Annotated in this window: 12 protein-coding genes; 7 read left to right on the top strand and 5 right to left on the bottom strand. The window is 63.2% G+C overall.

All coding sequences use genetic code 11. The features are described from left to right. The first annotated feature begins 126 nt into the window (after positions 1 to 126). From ACLEJQ_RS18835 to ACLEJQ_RS18855, 5 genes are all read left to right on the top strand, one after another. Positions 127 to 1,881, top strand: a complete 1,755-nt coding sequence (locus ACLEJQ_RS18835) for a sensor histidine kinase (RefSeq protein ID WP_440797347.1) — start codon at positions 127 to 129, stop codon at positions 1,879 to 1,881. A gap of 2 nt (positions 1,882 to 1,883) precedes the next feature. Continuing rightward, positions 1,884 to 3,209, top strand: coding sequence for a sigma-54-dependent transcriptional regulator (locus ACLEJQ_RS18840; protein ID WP_440797349.1), 1,326 nt, complete (start codon positions 1,884 to 1,886; stop codon positions 3,207 to 3,209). Between the two features lie 417 nt (positions 3,210 to 3,626). Next, entirely contained in the window at positions 3,627 to 4,946 is a 1,320-nt protein-coding gene (locus tag ACLEJQ_RS18845; protein WP_440797351.1) for an MFS transporter, read from the top strand. Between the two features lie 408 nt (positions 4,947 to 5,354). Further along, a complete protein-coding gene (locus tag ACLEJQ_RS18850; RefSeq protein ID WP_440797353.1) occupies positions 5,355 to 5,756 on the top strand; it encodes a hypothetical protein in 402 nt (133 codons plus the stop codon). 108 nt (positions 5,757 to 5,864) lie between these two features. Next, complete coding sequence (locus ACLEJQ_RS18855; RefSeq protein ID WP_440797355.1) at positions 5,865 to 6,485, top strand: flavin reductase family protein; 621 nt, start codon at positions 5,865 to 5,867, stop codon at positions 6,483 to 6,485. Between the two features lie 157 nt (positions 6,486 to 6,642). On the opposite strand, the gene ACLEJQ_RS18860 is transcribed toward ACLEJQ_RS18855, so the two are convergent. Next, the gene (locus tag ACLEJQ_RS18860) at positions 6,643 to 6,876 is read right to left on the bottom strand and encodes a hypothetical protein (RefSeq protein WP_440797357.1); all 234 of its coding nucleotides are present in this window, start codon (positions 6,874 to 6,876) and stop codon (positions 6,643 to 6,645) included. A gap of 41 nt (positions 6,877 to 6,917) precedes the next feature. Further along, entirely contained in the window at positions 6,918 to 7,271 is a 354-nt protein-coding gene (locus tag ACLEJQ_RS18865) for a putative quinol monooxygenase (protein ID WP_440797359.1), read from the bottom strand. 328 nt (positions 7,272 to 7,599) lie between these two features. Here ACLEJQ_RS18865 and ACLEJQ_RS18870 point away from each other — a divergent pair, with 328 nt between their 5' ends. After that, positions 7,600 to 8,526 carry an AraC family transcriptional regulator N-terminal domain-containing protein gene (locus ACLEJQ_RS18870; RefSeq protein WP_440797361.1) on the top strand — a complete coding sequence of 309 codons (927 nt, stop codon included), beginning with the start codon at positions 7,600 to 7,602 and terminating at the stop codon, positions 8,524 to 8,526. 122 nt (positions 8,527 to 8,648) lie between these two features. On the opposite strand, the gene ACLEJQ_RS18875 is transcribed toward ACLEJQ_RS18870, so the two are convergent. Both ACLEJQ_RS18875 and ACLEJQ_RS18880 read right to left on the bottom strand, forming a co-directional pair. Next, the gene (locus ACLEJQ_RS18875; protein ID WP_440797363.1) at positions 8,649 to 10,097 is read right to left on the bottom strand and encodes an aldehyde dehydrogenase family protein; all 1,449 of its coding nucleotides are present in this window, start codon (positions 10,095 to 10,097) and stop codon (positions 8,649 to 8,651) included. Further along, positions 10,094 to 11,731 carry a 5-guanidino-2-oxopentanoate decarboxylase gene (locus ACLEJQ_RS18880; protein ID WP_440797480.1) on the bottom strand — a complete coding sequence of 546 codons (1,638 nt, stop codon included), beginning with the start codon at positions 11,729 to 11,731 and terminating at the stop codon, positions 10,094 to 10,096. Before ACLEJQ_RS18880 ends, ACLEJQ_RS18875 begins: the two co-directional genes overlap by 4 nt. Positions 11,732 to 11,888: 157 nt before the next feature. Here ACLEJQ_RS18880 and ACLEJQ_RS18885 point away from each other — a divergent pair, with 157 nt between their 5' ends. Beyond that, complete coding sequence (locus ACLEJQ_RS18885) at positions 11,889 to 12,770, top strand: LysR substrate-binding domain-containing protein (RefSeq protein ID WP_440797365.1); 882 nt, start codon at positions 11,889 to 11,891, stop codon at positions 12,768 to 12,770. 174 nt (positions 12,771 to 12,944) lie between these two features. On the opposite strand, the gene ACLEJQ_RS18890 is transcribed toward ACLEJQ_RS18885, so the two are convergent. Further along, the gene (locus ACLEJQ_RS18890; RefSeq protein WP_440797367.1) at positions 12,945 to 13,964 is read right to left on the bottom strand and encodes an alpha/beta fold hydrolase; all 1,020 of its coding nucleotides are present in this window, start codon (positions 13,962 to 13,964) and stop codon (positions 12,945 to 12,947) included. Positions 13,965 to 14,150: the final 186 nt, after the last annotated feature.

The following is a 14,150-nucleotide window of genomic DNA, read 5'->3' on the forward strand; positions in this document are numbered from 1 at the left end:
TCCATGCTGGATGTAACTCCGTCATCGCGAGCAGGCTCGCTCCCACAGGGGTTTGTGGTTGTCCGGGAAAATGATGCCCACGCCATGCTATCGTGCCCGCCCGACTCTCGATCCGTCTGACCCAGCATGCTGCCGACTCCCCGTACCCTGCGCCTGTCGTTGTACACCCTGCTGATCCTCACCGGCGCTGCGCTGGCCGCGACCCTCGCGGTGCGTCACGCCGAAAGCCAGGCTTTGGAGGAAGATGCCCATCGCGCCAGCCAGCAGCTGGCGTTGTACGCCAACTCTCTGCACACCCTGATCGAACGCTACCGCGCCCTGCCCGCCGTGCTGGCGCTGGACCCAGAGTTGCGCTCGGCGCTCAAGGGATCGGTCGATGCGACGCAACAGGACGCGTTGAATCGCAAGCTGGAACAGATCAACGGCGCCGCGCAGTCATCGACCCTGGAACTGCTCGACCACACGGGCCTGGCCGTCGCGGCCAGCAACTGGCGTCTGCCGAGCAGTTACGTCGGGCACAATTATGGTTTCCGGCCCTATTTCCTCCAAACCCGCACCCAAGGCACCGGGCGTTTTTATGCAGTGGGCGTCACCAGCGGCATACCCGGTTACTTTCTTTCCAGCGCAGTGACCGGCGACAACGGTGAGTTCCTCGGCGCGATGGTGGTCAAGCTGGAGTTTCCGGAGCTGGAGCGCGAATGGCGCCAGGGCAGCGACACGCTGTTGGTCAGCGATGCCCGGGGCATCATCTTCATCGCCAATCGTCCGGGCTGGCGCTACCGCCATCTGCAACCCTTGACCGACAGCGACCGCGCCGAACTCAAGGCGACCCGCCAATACGATAAGCAACCGCTGCAACCCTTGGCCGTCGAAACCCTGCGTCGCTTTGACGACAACAGCCATCTGGCCCGGGTCGAGGCGCCCAAGGGCGCGGCGGATTATCTGTGGGAATCGCTGCCGTTGGCCGGCGAAGGCTGGACGCTGCACCTGTTGCGCCACCCGCAGATCGCCTTCGAAGACCTGCGCAACGCCGGGCTCGCCGCAGCCGGGCTGTGGCTGGCGCTGGTGTTCCTGTTGCTGTTTCTCAACCAGCGCTGGCGCCTGGCCAAACTGCGCCAGCGCAGCCGCGAAGAACTGGAGCGTCTGGTGCAAGAGCGCACCCGGGACCTGCGCACCGCCCAGGACGGGTTGGTGCAATCGGCCAAGCTCGCGGCCCTGGGGCAGATGTCGGCGGCCCTGGCCCATGAGATCAACCAACCGCTGACCGCCCAGCGCATGCAATTGGCAACCCTGCGCTTGCTGCTGGACCATGGCCGGGTCGAGGAGGCCTACAAGGCCCTCAAACCGGTAGACGACATGTTGACCCGGATGGCCGCCCTCACCGGCCACCTGAAGACCTTCGCCCGCAAAAGCCCCAGCGGCCTGCGCGAACGCCTGGATCTGGCAGCGGTGGTGGACCAGGCGTTGCAACTGCTGGACACGCGCCTGCGGGACGAGCAGGTCAGCATTGTGCTGCACCTGACCCGCCCGGCGTGGGTACGTGGCGATGCGATTCGCCTTGAACAAGTGCTGATCAACCTGCTGCGCAATGCCCTGGACGCCATGGCCGGCCAACCGCTCAAGCGCCTGGAGATACGTCTGGAGGCCGATGAGCAACTGTGGCGGCTGAGCGTCAGCGACAGCGGCAGCGGCATCGCCGAAGAACACCTGGCCCAGGTGTTCGATCCGTTTTTTACCACCAAGGCCGTGGGCGATGGCCTGGGCCTGGGCCTGGCGGTGTCCTTCGCAATCATTCATGAAGCCGGTGGGCGATTGACCGCACAGAACCATGAGCACGGCGCCGTGTTCTGCGTATCCTTGCCCATCGATCCGGAGACGTAGCCATGCTTGATTCAGTGATGGTGGTGGACGACGAAGGCAGCATCCGCAGCGCCGTCGAGCAGTGGTTGAGCCTGTCGGGCTTCAAGGTGCAGCTGTTCAGCCGCGCCGAGGAGTGCCTGGCGACATTGCCGGAGCATTTCCCCGGTGTGATCCTCAGCGACGTGCGCATGCCCGGGCTCAGTGGCCTGGAGCTGCTGGCCGAAGTGCGTCGACGCGATCCGGACCTGCCGGTGATTCTGTTGACCGGCCACGGCGACGTGCCGATGGCCGTGGAAGCGATGCGCGACGGCGCCTATGACTTCCTGGAAAAACCCTTCAGCCCCGAAGCCCTGCTCGGCAGCCTGCGCCGGGCCTTGGACAAGCGCACCTTGGTCCTGGAAAACCGCCGCTTGCACGAACAGGCCGATGCGCGGGTAAAACTCGATGCAACACTGCTGGGGGTTTCCCGGTCGCTGCAAAACCTGCGGCGCCAGGTGCTGGATTTGGCGACGTTGCCGGTCAACGTGTTGATCCGTGGCGAAACCGGCAGCGGCAAGGAACTGGTCGCCCGTTGCCTGCATGACTTCGGGCCCAGGGCGAACCGGCCTTTCGTTGCACTGAACTGCGCGGCCATCCCCGAACCGCTGTTCGAAGCGGAACTGTTCGGCCATGAAAGCGGCGCGTTCACCGGGGCCCAGGGCAAGCGCATCGGCAAGCTCGAATTTGCCGATGGCGGCACTTTGTTCCTCGATGAAATCGAAAGCATGCCCCTGGCGCAGCAGGTCAAGTTGTTGCGCGTGTTGCAGGAGCAGAAGCTTGAACGCCTGGGCTCCAACCAGAGCGTCCACGTGGACCTGCGCATCATCGCCGCCACCAAGCCGGATCTGCTGGACGAAGCCCGCGCCGGACGCTTTCGCGAGGACCTGGCTTATCGCCTGAACGTCGCCGAACTGCGCCTGCCGCCGCTGCGTGAGCGCCGTGAGGATATTCCACTGCTGTTCGAACACTTCTCACACAGCGCCGCCGAGCGCCTGGGCCGCTCGGCCCCGCCCTTGAGTGGCGCGCAACTGAGTTATCTGCTCAGCCACGACTGGCCGGGCAATGTGCGCGAACTGGCAAACGTTGCCGAACGCCAGGTGTTGGGGCTCGATCAATTGCAACTCCCGGAAACGGAGCCCGGCCAATCCCTTGCCGCCCTACAGGAAGCCTTCGAAGCCCAATGCCTGCGCGCCGCCCTGACCCGGCACAAAGGGGATGTCAAAGCGGTGCTGGAAGAACTGCAGCTGCCGCGTCGCACCTTCAATGAAAAAATGCAGCGGCATGGGTTGAGTCGGGAGATGTTTGTCTGACTCGCGGGTTTGGCGGCGCCTGGGCTGACGCTATCGCGAGCAGGCTCGCTCCCACAGGGGCCTGCGTACACAGGTCAAAAATGTGGGAGCGGGCTTGCTCGCGAAGGCGCCGGGTCAGTTGGTATTTGAGGTGACAAGCACACCGCTTTCGCGAGCAAGCCCGCTCCCACAGGGTCATACGTTCACAGGTCTGATGAGTGCGAGCCTGCTCGCGATAGGGCCGGCCCAGACAAATCACTCTCCAAAGGATAAGCGGATTTCCGCCTATCCCCAGCTCAAAACAAGCAATTTTCCGCTCACCCAAACCAGCAAACCCCTCTAGACCGGCCCTTAACCACCTGGCACAGCTCCTGCTATAGCCCTGGCAGGCTGCGTTCCCACGCGCTCCACAACAACAATTAAACGAAGGATCCTTCAATGGATAACTCCAACGCCCTGCCCCTTGGGTCGGCTGCCGTGCCCGCCCGTGAAAGAACCACCGCCAGCCGGATCAAATCGATCTTCAGCGGCTCGGTCGGCAACATGGTCGAGTGGTACGACTGGTACGTCTACGCCGCTTTCTCGTTGTATTTCGCCAAAGTCTTCTTCCCGAAGGGCGACACCACCGCGCAACTGCTCAACACCGCCGCGATTTTTGCCGTGGGCTTTCTGATGCGCCCGATCGGCGGCTGGCTGATGGGCCTCTACGCCGACCGCGCCGGTCGCAAGCGAGCGCTGATGGCCTCGGTCTACCTGATGTGCTTCGGCTCGCTGATCATCGCCCTGAGCCCCGGCTATGAAACCATCGGCGTCGGCGCACCGATCCTGCTGGTGCTCGCCCGCTTGCTCCAGGGCCTTTCGGTGGGCGGTGAGTACGGCACTTCGGCGACCTACCTGAGCGAGATGGCGACCAAGGAACGTCGCGGCTTTTTCTCCAGCTTCCAGTACGTCACCCTGATCTCCGGCCAGCTCATCGCCCTTGGCGTGCTGATCGTGTTGCAACAGTTCCTCACCAGCGAGCAGCTGTACGCTTGGGGCTGGCGCATTCCGTTCGCCATCGGCGCCCTGTGCGCAATCGTGGCGCTGTACCTGCGGCGCGGCATGGAAGAAACCGAGTCGTTCACCAAGAAAGAGAAGTCCAAGGAAAGCGCCATGCGCACCTTGCTGCGTCATCCCAAGGAACTGATGACCGTGGTCGGCCTGACCATGGGCGGCACGCTGGCGTTCTACACCTATACCACCTACATGCAGAAGTACCTGGTGAACACTGTCGGCATGAGCATCTCCGACTCCACCACGATTTCCGCTGCCACGCTGTTCCTGTTCATGTGCCTGCAACCGGTGATCGGCGGGCTGTCGGACAAGGTCGGTCGCCGGCCGATCCTGATTGCCTTCGGCATCCTTGGGACGCTGTTCACCGTGCCAATCCTCACCACCTTGCACACCATCCAGACCTGGTGGGGCGCGTTCTTCCTGATCATGGCCGCGCTGATCATCGTCAGCGGCTACACCTCGATCAACGCGGTGGTAAAAGCCGAGCTGTTCCCCACCGAAATCCGCGCCCTGGGCGTCGGCCTGCCCTACGCCCTGACCGTGTCGATCTTCGGCGGCACGGCTGAATATATCGCGCTGTGGTTCAAGAGCATCGGTATGGAGACCGGCTACTACTGGTACGTGACGGCGTGCATCGCGGTGTCGCTGCTGGTGTACATCACCATGAAAGACACCCGTAAGCATTCGCGGATTGTGACTGACTGACAGGTGTGCTTGCAGTCACTGCAACGGTGACTGCAAGGGCCCCTCGCGAGCAGGCTCGCTCCCACTTTTGATCGGCTGTGAACAGAAATTTGTGCTCACTGAAGACCTTCTTGTGGGAGCGAGCCTGCTCGCGATTGGGGCGACTTGATATCCGCCCAAATGCGCCACCCTTTCCCGCCGTGACAACCCAGCGATTAATCACCGGTTAATCCCTGCCCTGCACCCTGTGTCTACTTGATCGATGACCTGCGCGACGTTCGCTGCGAATGTGACAGCGTTTAAAGGCGTCGCCATTAATATCAATTTAATCGATCATTACTAGCGTTATTTTGAGATTTTCAATCAATTTAATTGGCGTAGCATTCAACCCATGCAAGACACATCGCCAACGCACCAGGAGTCCTGACCATGAAAACCAAACTGATCCTCGCCCTGACCCTCTCCGTACTGGCCGCCAACACCTTTGCCGCCGACGGCTACGACAAGACCGGTTCCGCCGCCTTTGGCTCCACCGCCAGCGCAGCCATCGAACGCAGCCACTCTGGCGCTTACGCCGCTGACGGCTTCGACAAGACCGGCACCGCCGACGCCATCGCCGCCGACGGCTTCGACAAGACCGGTACCGCTGACGCCATCGCTGCCGACGGTTTCGACAAGACCGGCACCGCCGACGCCATCGCTGCCGACGGCTTCGACAAGACCGGCACCGCTGACGCCATCGCTGCCGACGGCTTCGACAAGACCGGCACCGCTGACGCCATCGCTGCCGACGGCTTCGACAAGACCGGCACCGCCGATGCCATTGGTTGATCACGGGTATTCCTTCCTGCGCCAGACGTGGGAAGGATCTCTCTCTGGAAATTAAACACTGCGCCTTGCACTATGGGCCGCCTACGAATGCCCTTCCAGGATCGCCCAATGTCCGATGACATCCATTTCTACGAACCCGCCAACGGCCACGGCCTGCCTCACGATCCATTCAACGCCATCGTCGGCCCGCGCCCCATCGGCTGGATCTCGTCCCAGGATGCCGAAGGCCGCCTGAACCTAGCGCCCTACAGTTTCTTCAACGCGTTCAACTACATTCCGCCGATCATTGGTTTTTCCAGCGTCGGGCGCAAAGACAGCTTGAACAATATCGAACAGACCGGCGAGTTCGCCTGGAACCTGGCGACGCGTCCGCTGGCCGAACAGATGAACCAGAGCTGCGCGATGGTGGCGCCGGAGGTCAACGAGTTTGAATTGGCCGGCTTGACGCCTGCGGCGTCACGGGTGATCCAGGTGCCGCGGGTGGCTGAAAGCCCGGTGTCCTTCGAATGCAAGGTCACGCAGATCATCCAGTTGCAGCGAGCGGACAAGGCGTTGGTGCCGAGCTGGCTGATCCTCGGCGAGGTGGTCGCCGTGCATATCGCCCAGTGGCTGTTGAAAGACGGGATCTACGACACGGCAGCCGCCGAGCCGATCCTGCGTGGCGGCGGGCCGGCGGATTATTTCCAGTTGGGGCCTGAGGCGCTGTTCAAGATGCATCGTCCTAGATAAACAACACATCCATAACACTGCTTATCTGAAGTGGATGGCATTTGTGGCGAGGGAGCTTGCTCCCGCTTGAGCGCGAAGCGCTCACCAAAATGGGTCTGCTGCGCAGCCCAGCGGGAGCAAGCTCCCTCGCCACAGGAAAGCAATACGCGATGGCTGATTACCAGACCAACCCACCCTCCTCGTCGACATCCTCGAGATGGGTCAGCTCTATGGCTGCCGCTTCATCGGCCTCGGCAGCGGTGTCGAAGGATTGCTCTTCAAGCACCTTGTTGAAACGCGGCTTGTCCGAGCCACCGATGGTTTTGGTGGCGATGGCCGCGTAATAGCCGCCACCCTCCCGGGGCATCAAGGCAGATACAGCTTCGAAGGGACCAAAAACTCGACGTGCCATGCTTGGGCTTCCTGGCGATGAAAATGACCGCCATTAAACCTTCAACCGGCCAGTTTGTGTACCGTCGCCAGGCACCCTTCGGTCGCCTGGGCGGCGGACACTTCCCGGAAGGTGTGGAAATCCAGGCTGCTCACCACCAGGTCCTGCACCAGCTCGGCAAAAATCGCCATGGCTGGCGAATTGAAGTAGGCATCCATCGCCGACTGACTGACCCAGCGTCCGGACACCAGCCACAAATCGGCGTCACATTGCGAATGCTGCAAGGCAAAGTGCAGGCAACCGGGCGCCTGGCGCGAAGGCGCGATCAGTGTGCTCAAGCGCGCCCCCAACTGCCTGGAGCAACCGGCGCGGGCCCGCACGAAGGCCATGTGACTGACGGGGATCTGTGTAGACATGTTCAACCCTCCCAGGTAATCCGTTGTGCAGCCGGGGACAGGCTGCGACAGGATCAAAGGTTAAGGGCCGCGAAGTCATTCTCGTTAGTCGAATCCTGCCGACACATTGCACGATCCTGCGCATCGGCAAGCTGGTAGCTCCCGTCAAGTGCTCGGAAACGCCGATACTTGAAACAAAAGGTTTCAAGCAAGTTTCACCAGCATCGCCCAGCTGCTGCCAGGCACGCTGTGCAGGATCAGGCAAGCTTTCAACAGGATGTGGCTACCGCTGCGGCTTGCACAAACATAAGCTTGTGCCACGGCTACCCTTTCACCCGAGGATTCCGGCATGTCGCCATTTGACGCCCACGTCCCGCTGGACCCCTATCAGGAACAACAACGCGCTGAGTTGGCGTCGATCATCGACCGCAACACCACCGACGATGGCAACTACGCCACAGCCATCGATTCGCTGAACCTGTCGCGCTACAGCCAGCCACATGATTTCGCGACGGCACTGGCGCAACCGGCGCTGTGCATCATGGCCCAGGGGCACAAACAGGTGTGCCTGGCCAATGAAGCCTTCAGCTACGACCCGCTCCATTATCTGGTGGTGTCGGTGTCGGTGCCGTTGCGCGGTCGCGTCGCGGATGTCTCGCCTGAACATCCGATCCTGGCCCTGCGCCTGGACATCGACCCGGCGGAAATCACCGCGCTGATCGCCGACGCCGGTCCCCTGGGCGTACCGACCCGCCCCGCCGGTCGCGGCCTGTATGTCGAACGCCTGGACACACCGATGCTCGACGCTGTGCTGCGCCTGGTGCGGCTATTGGACAGCCCGAAAGACATCGCCATGCTCGCGCCGCTGGTGCGTCGGGAGATTCTCTACCGTCTGCTGCGCAGTCCCCAGGGCTATCGGTTGTATGAAATCGCCATTGCCAACAGTCAGAGCCATCGCATCAGCCAGGCGATCAAATGGCTTAACAGCCATTTCGAACAGCCGCTGCGCATCGATGAACTGGCGCGGGAAGTGAACCTCAGCGTGTCGACCCTGCACCACCGCTTCAAAGCCATGACCGCCATGAGCCCATTGCAATATCAGAAGCAACTGCGTTTGCAGGAAGCCCGGCGGCTGATGCTCGCCGAAGGCCTGGAAGCCTCGGCGGCAGGGTATCGGGTCGGGTATGAAAGCCCCTCACAATTCAGCCGTGAGTACAGCCGCTTGTTTGGGGCGCCGCCGTTGCGGGATCTGGCGCGGTTGCGGTTGAGTGTCTGAGCGGGGTTGTGCTGCCGGTACCGGCCCTGTCGTCGGAACGCCGCCCGGAGCACGCCCGCCCCCATAGGGTTCTTCAGTGACCTCAAGATATGAGTTCACCCCCTATCGAGGTAACGGGACCGTCAGACGGCCCGGATCACATGCTTGATTTCCTGGAACGCGGCCAGCCCCCATGGCCCCAGCTCGCGGCCCAGGCTGCTCTGTTTGTAGCCGCCCCACGCCGCCTGAGGAAAAATCACCTGGGGCGCGTTGATCCACACCAGCCCGGCCTGCAAAGCGTTGGCCACCTGCTCGGCGACCTCGGTGTCGCGACTGACCACGCTGGCCACCAGGCCAAAGCGGCTGTCGTTGGCGAGCGCAATGGCCTGCTCGACGCCGCTGAAACGGCGTACGCACAACACCGGTCCGAAGATCTCCTCGCACCACAACGCACTGTCCAGGGGCACGTCAGTGAAGATCGTCGGCTGCAAAAAAAATCCTCGCGCCAGATGCGCCGGACGCTGGCCGCCACAGACCAGGGTCGCGCCGTCGCTCAAGCCACGGTCGATGTGCCCGAGGACCCGCTGGTACTGCGCCTGGTTGACCAGCGCGCCCATTTCTACGTCCGGGTCGAACGGATCGGCCAAGCGGATCGCCTCGGCGCGGGACTTGAGCCGTTGCAGGAATTCATCGGCCAGCTCGTCAGCGACCAACACCCGGCTGGTGGCTGAACACATCTGTCCGGCATTGAAAAAACTGCCGCCACAGGCCAGCTCCACCGCCAGCTCCAGGTCGGCATCGGCCAGCACCAGCAACGACGATTTACCGCCCAGCTCCAGGCTCACGCCCTTCACCGTCTCGGCCGCGCGCTGCATTACCTGCACGCCCACCGCGTTGCTGCCGGTGAAGGAAATCTTCGCCACCCGCGGATCCGCCGCCAACGGAGCACCGACCGCCAGGCCTGTGCCGCACACCAGGTTGAACACCCCGTCGGGCAAGCCGCACTCGGCAATGATCGAGGCCAGCTCCAGCTCCGGCAGCGGCGTGACTTCCGACGGTTTGAGCACCACACAGCAGCCGGCGGCCAAGGCCGGGGCGAGTTTCCAGGCGGTGGTGACCATGGGGAAATTCCACGGCACGATCAACCCCACCACCCCGCACGGCTCGCGGCGCAGGCGGGCGCTGAACCCGTCGCTGGGCAGGGCCAGCGCACTGTCCTGCCGGGCGTCCAGGCCCTCGGCCAGTTCGGCGTAATACTCGAACGTGGCGATCACGTCATCGACATCGATGGCCGCTTCGAACAGCGGTTTGCCATTGTTGCTTGATTGCAATTTCGTCAACCGCTCACGACCGGCCTGTACGCCAGCAGCGATACGCCGCAGGATCGCACCGCGTTCGGCGCCCGTGGTGTTCGACCAGCGACCGAAGGCTTGGGTAGCGGCATTCAGGGTCCGGTCGACCTCACGCTCATCGCCGCCATTGACCGTGGTCAGCAGCGCTTCGGTTGCCGGGTTGATGACCCTCAGGCGCTGGTCTCCCGAAGACCATCGACCATTGATGTACAGGCCGTCCAGCGTCGTGGGCAGGTTCATTTCGACACCTCAGCCATCCAGCGCGCCTGATCGATCTCAATCAACGTCGGCCCCTGGCGATCGTTGGCAGCGTGCAAGGCCGCGCGCAGATGCTCCACGTCATCGACGGTTTCGGCCGCACAACCCAACGCCTTGGCGACGCCGATGAAATCCGGGGTATGGATGTCCACGCCCACCGGTTCGATGGCGCGGTTGACCATGTATTTCTTGATCTCTTCGTAGCCCTGGTTATTCCACAACAGCACGATCACCGGGGTGCACGCTTCAACCGCGCTGGCCAGTTCCGGCAGGGTGAACTGCAAGCCACCGTCACCGATCAGGCACACCACCGGCGGGCGCCCGTGCCCAGGGTCCTTGCCGCCCAGCCACGCACCGATTGCCGCCGGCAACGCATAACCGAGAGTGCCGTAGCCGGTGGATGAGTTGAACCAGCGCCGTGGCTGTTCCGGGTTGAATGTCAGGTTGCCGCTGTACACCGGTTGGGTCGAGTCGCCGACGAATACCGCCTCGGGCAGTGTCTGCAGGACCGTATCGAGAAACAGCCGCTGGGCGCGGGTCGGTTCGTCCCAGCTACGCTCAAGCTCGGCGCGCAGCCGGGCGGCACGCGCCGGGCCCCAGTCGCTGGGCCGCTCGGCCAGGGGCTGGCGGGTCAACTCGGCAAGCAAAGCCTGGGCGGCAGTGCGTGCGTCGCTCACCAGCGCGAGGTGCGGCGGATAGTTGCGCACGGTCTGGTCCGGGTCGATGTCGATACGCAGCAGCGCACCGGGGATCTCGAAGCCGCCGGCGAAGGTGACGTCATAATCGGTCTCGGCCAACTCGGTGCCGATGGCCAGTACCACATCCGCTTCGGCCACCAGGGCGCGGGTGGCGACCAGGCTCTGTGTCGAACCGATCAACAATGGATGACGCGAAGGCAACAGGCCCTTGGCGTTAATGGTCAATGCCACTGGCGCGCCGAGGCGTTCGGCCAGTTCGGTCAATTCGCTCGCCGCATCGATGGCGCCACCACCGGCCAGGAACAACGGTCGCCTGGCCGTTGCCAGCAGGCTCGCCATTTGCGCGGCGGCGTCCGGCGCGGCCCCGGCCCGGTTGACGGTCACCGGCGTGCTGGCGAGCAAGGCGTCGGCGTCCTCCACCAGAACGTCCAACGGAATTTCGATATGCACCGGCCGCGCCCGCCCGGCCTGGAACAAGGCGAAGGCCCGGGCCAGCACGCCAGGCAGTTCGGCAGCGGACATCAGCGTGTGGGAAAACGCCGCGACCCCGCCCACCAGTGCCCCTTGGTTCGGCAGTTCATGCAGCTTGCCGCGACCGCCTCCCAGTTGACTGCGCGACTGCACGCTGGAGATCACCAGCATCGGGATCGAATCGGCGTAGGCCTGGCCCATGGCGGTGGTGATGTTGGTCATGCCGGGGCCGGTAATGATGAAACACACGCCAGGCTTGCCGCTGACGCGGGCGTAGCCGTCGGCCATGAAGCCGGCGCCCTGCTCATGCCGTGGAGTCACATGGCGGATGCTTGAGCGGGCCAGCCCGCGGTACAACTCGACGGTGTGCACGCCGGGGATGCCGAACACCTGCTCCACGCCATAGCCTTCGAGTAACTTGACCAATACTTCGCCGCACGTTGCCATTGCCACTGCCCTTTTTCTTGTCTGGGACCAGGCCCCGGCACACGCCGGGGACCGTTTTTGTCTCTGGGAATGGCGTTATTGGAACGGTCCGGCCGTAGCGGCAACAATGGATAAAAAGTCATACTAGCCATGTCCTCAGGTCATGGCTTGAATCCCTATGAAACGACTTCCTCCGCTGCAGGCGTTGCACACATTTCTGATCACGGCCCGGTGTTGCAACTTCACCCGCGCCGCTGAACAGCTGTGCATCACCCAGGGCGCGGTGAGCCGGCAGATCGCCGGGCTGGAGGATCATCTGGGCTATACGCTGTTCCAACGCCAGGCGCGTGGCCTGAGCCTGACCGCTGAAGGCCAGGCCTGGATGCCGCGGATCGAGCAGGTGTTCAGCCTGATTGGCGAGGCGGTGGAGCAGATCGGCGAGCAGCGCCAGACCTTGCAACTCAAGGCCCCGACCTGCGTGATGCGCTGGCTGCTGCCGCGCCTGTTGCAATGGCAGAAGGAACGCCCGGACGTGCCGGTGGAGCTGACCACCACGGTCAGGCACGGCGTGGATTTCCAGCGCGAAGCCTTCGACGCGGCGGTGGTCTATGGCCCGCCGCCGGATGCTTCCCTGGCCGGCCTGCATCTGTTCGATGAACAACTGACGCCGGTCTGTTCGAGTTCGATCCTGGACGGCCCGGTGCCGTTGCGCGAACCGGCCGACCTGCAACAACACTTGCTGCTGCACCCCACCGCCGACGAGCGCGACTGGAAGACCTGGCTGGACGCCGCCGATGTGCAGTTGAGCAACGTCAGCAAAGGCCAGCACTTCGAAACCCTGGACCTGGCGATGTCCATGGCTTCCCAGGGCACGGGCGTGGCGATTGGTGACTGGTCGCTGATCGGCGACGACCTGAGCGCCGGGCGGCTGGTGATGCCGTTCGAGCTGAAGGTCAGGACCGGGCTTGGCTATCACCTGGTGCATCCGCGCAAACCCCAGGCCTCGGAGCCGTTGCAGGAATTGATGGGGTGGTTGGTGGAGCAGGCGCAAGCGCGGTAGAACCCGGTTGGTCAGGGGCATGGAGACCCTGTGGCGAGGGAGCTTGCTCCCGCTGGGCCGATCCGCGTTCGGGCGCAGCAGACCCATTTTGTGGGCGCTTCGCACCCAAGCGGGAGCAAGCTCCCTCGCCACAGGGGTTCGGTGTCAGCTCAGGTAGTTCGGTGCCAGGTTTTATCAAAGCACCTTCGGCGCCTGCACCGGCTCGATCTGCGCCCAATGCGAGGTGTCTTCGCGGTGTTGTTGCAGGTACGGCAACACCGCCGCCAGCAGCGGCGCCTTGAAGGCTTCCTGGAAACGATGGGCCAGGCCCGGAATCAGTTTCAGTTGGCTGCCCTGGATATGCGCGGCCAGGTGCACGCCGTGCATCACCGGCAGCAACGGGTCGGCGGTGCCGTGTACGACCAGGGTCGGCACCCGCAACTGGTTGAGCAACGCTACCCGGCTCGGCTCGGCCAGGATCGCCATGATCTGGCGCTTCACGCCTTCGGGGTTGAACGCCCGGTCATAAGCCACGGCGGCCTGATGCAGCAAGGCCTGACGGTCGTCGACCACCAGCGGGCTGCCCAACGCCGCCAACAGATCAGCCTGTTGTTCCAAAGCCACTTCGCGATTCGGCGCACTGCGCCGCGACAACAATTGCACCAGTGCAGCACTGGGCGCCGGCAGTCCTTCGGCGCCGGAGCTGGTCATGATCAGCGTCAGACTCTCGACCCGCTGCGGCGCCATTGACGCCATGTGCTGGGCGATCATCCCGCCCATGCTCACTCCCAGCACGTGGAAGCGCTGCACGTGCAAGGCGTCCATCAACCCCAGCCCGTCGTCGGCCATGTCGGTCAAGGTATAGGGCGCGGCCACCGGCAGACCGAGTTTGTAGCGCAGGGCTTCGAAAGTCAGGTTGGCGCTGCCGGGCGCCTGGCGCCAGGTGGACAGGCCGACGTCGCGGTTATCGTAGCGAATCACTCGAAAACCCTGTTCGCACAAGGCCATCACCACCTCATCCGGCCAGTGGATCAATTGCCCGCCCAAGCCCATCACCAACAGCAAGGCCGGATCCGAGGCACGGCCAATGCTCTGGTACGTCAGGCTCACCTGATCCAGATCGACCCGTTGGGCCGCAACATTCACATCACAACGAGACGCCGCATAAGACGGCAGGCCGATAAATAATACGGCCAGAAAAATGAATACACGCATGGACAAACACCGAAACGCAGAACCCCAGTAGAGCGCGAGTCTGATGAAGTTTGTCCAAGCGCGCTGCCACAGTTGCGTGACAGTTTGATGAAGATTGCCGAGTGGTAGAGCTGCCTCGCCCCAGATTGAACCCACACCCAACAACCGGGCGGGCAGCGATCTGTTCTTGTGGCGAGGGAGCTTGCT

It is taken from the genome of Pseudomonas sp. SMV71, assembly GCF_052042015.1.
Classification (GTDB): Bacteria; Pseudomonadota; Gammaproteobacteria; order Pseudomonadales; family Pseudomonadaceae; genus Aquipseudomonas.

What these genes read in the sequence shown, in the direction of transcription:
- ACLEJQ_RS18835 (WP_440797347.1), top strand. Translation starts at nt 127, where the DNA reads ATGCTGCCGACTCCCCGTACCCTGCGCCTGTCGTTGTACACCCTGCTG.
- ACLEJQ_RS18840 (WP_440797349.1), top strand. Translation starts at nt 1,884, where the DNA reads ATGCTTGATTCAGTGATGGTGGTGGACGACGAAGGCAGCATCCGCAGC.
- ACLEJQ_RS18845 (WP_440797351.1), top strand. Translation starts at nt 3,627, where the DNA reads ATGGATAACTCCAACGCCCTGCCCCTTGGGTCGGCTGCCGTGCCCGCC.
- ACLEJQ_RS18850 (WP_440797353.1), top strand. Translation starts at nt 5,355, where the DNA reads ATGAAAACCAAACTGATCCTCGCCCTGACCCTCTCCGTACTGGCCGCC.
- ACLEJQ_RS18855 (WP_440797355.1), top strand. Translation starts at nt 5,865, where the DNA reads ATGTCCGATGACATCCATTTCTACGAACCCGCCAACGGCCACGGCCTG.
- ACLEJQ_RS18860 (WP_440797357.1), bottom strand. Translation starts at nt 6,876, where the DNA reads ATGGCACGTCGAGTTTTTGGTCCCTTCGAAGCTGTATCTGCCTTGATG.
- ACLEJQ_RS18865 (WP_440797359.1), bottom strand. Translation starts at nt 7,271, where the DNA reads ATGTCTACACAGATCCCCGTCAGTCACATGGCCTTCGTGCGGGCCCGC.
- ACLEJQ_RS18870 (WP_440797361.1), top strand. Translation starts at nt 7,600, where the DNA reads ATGTCGCCATTTGACGCCCACGTCCCGCTGGACCCCTATCAGGAACAA.
- ACLEJQ_RS18875 (WP_440797363.1), bottom strand. Translation starts at nt 10,097, where the DNA reads ATGAACCTGCCCACGACGCTGGACGGCCTGTACATCAATGGTCGATGG.
- ACLEJQ_RS18880 (WP_440797480.1), bottom strand. Translation starts at nt 11,731, where the DNA reads ATGGCAACGTGCGGCGAAGTATTGGTCAAGTTACTCGAAGGCTATGGC.
- ACLEJQ_RS18885 (WP_440797365.1), top strand. Translation starts at nt 11,889, where the DNA reads ATGAAACGACTTCCTCCGCTGCAGGCGTTGCACACATTTCTGATCACG.
- ACLEJQ_RS18890 (WP_440797367.1), bottom strand. Translation starts at nt 13,964, where the DNA reads ATGCGTGTATTCATTTTTCTGGCCGTATTATTTATCGGCCTGCCGTCT.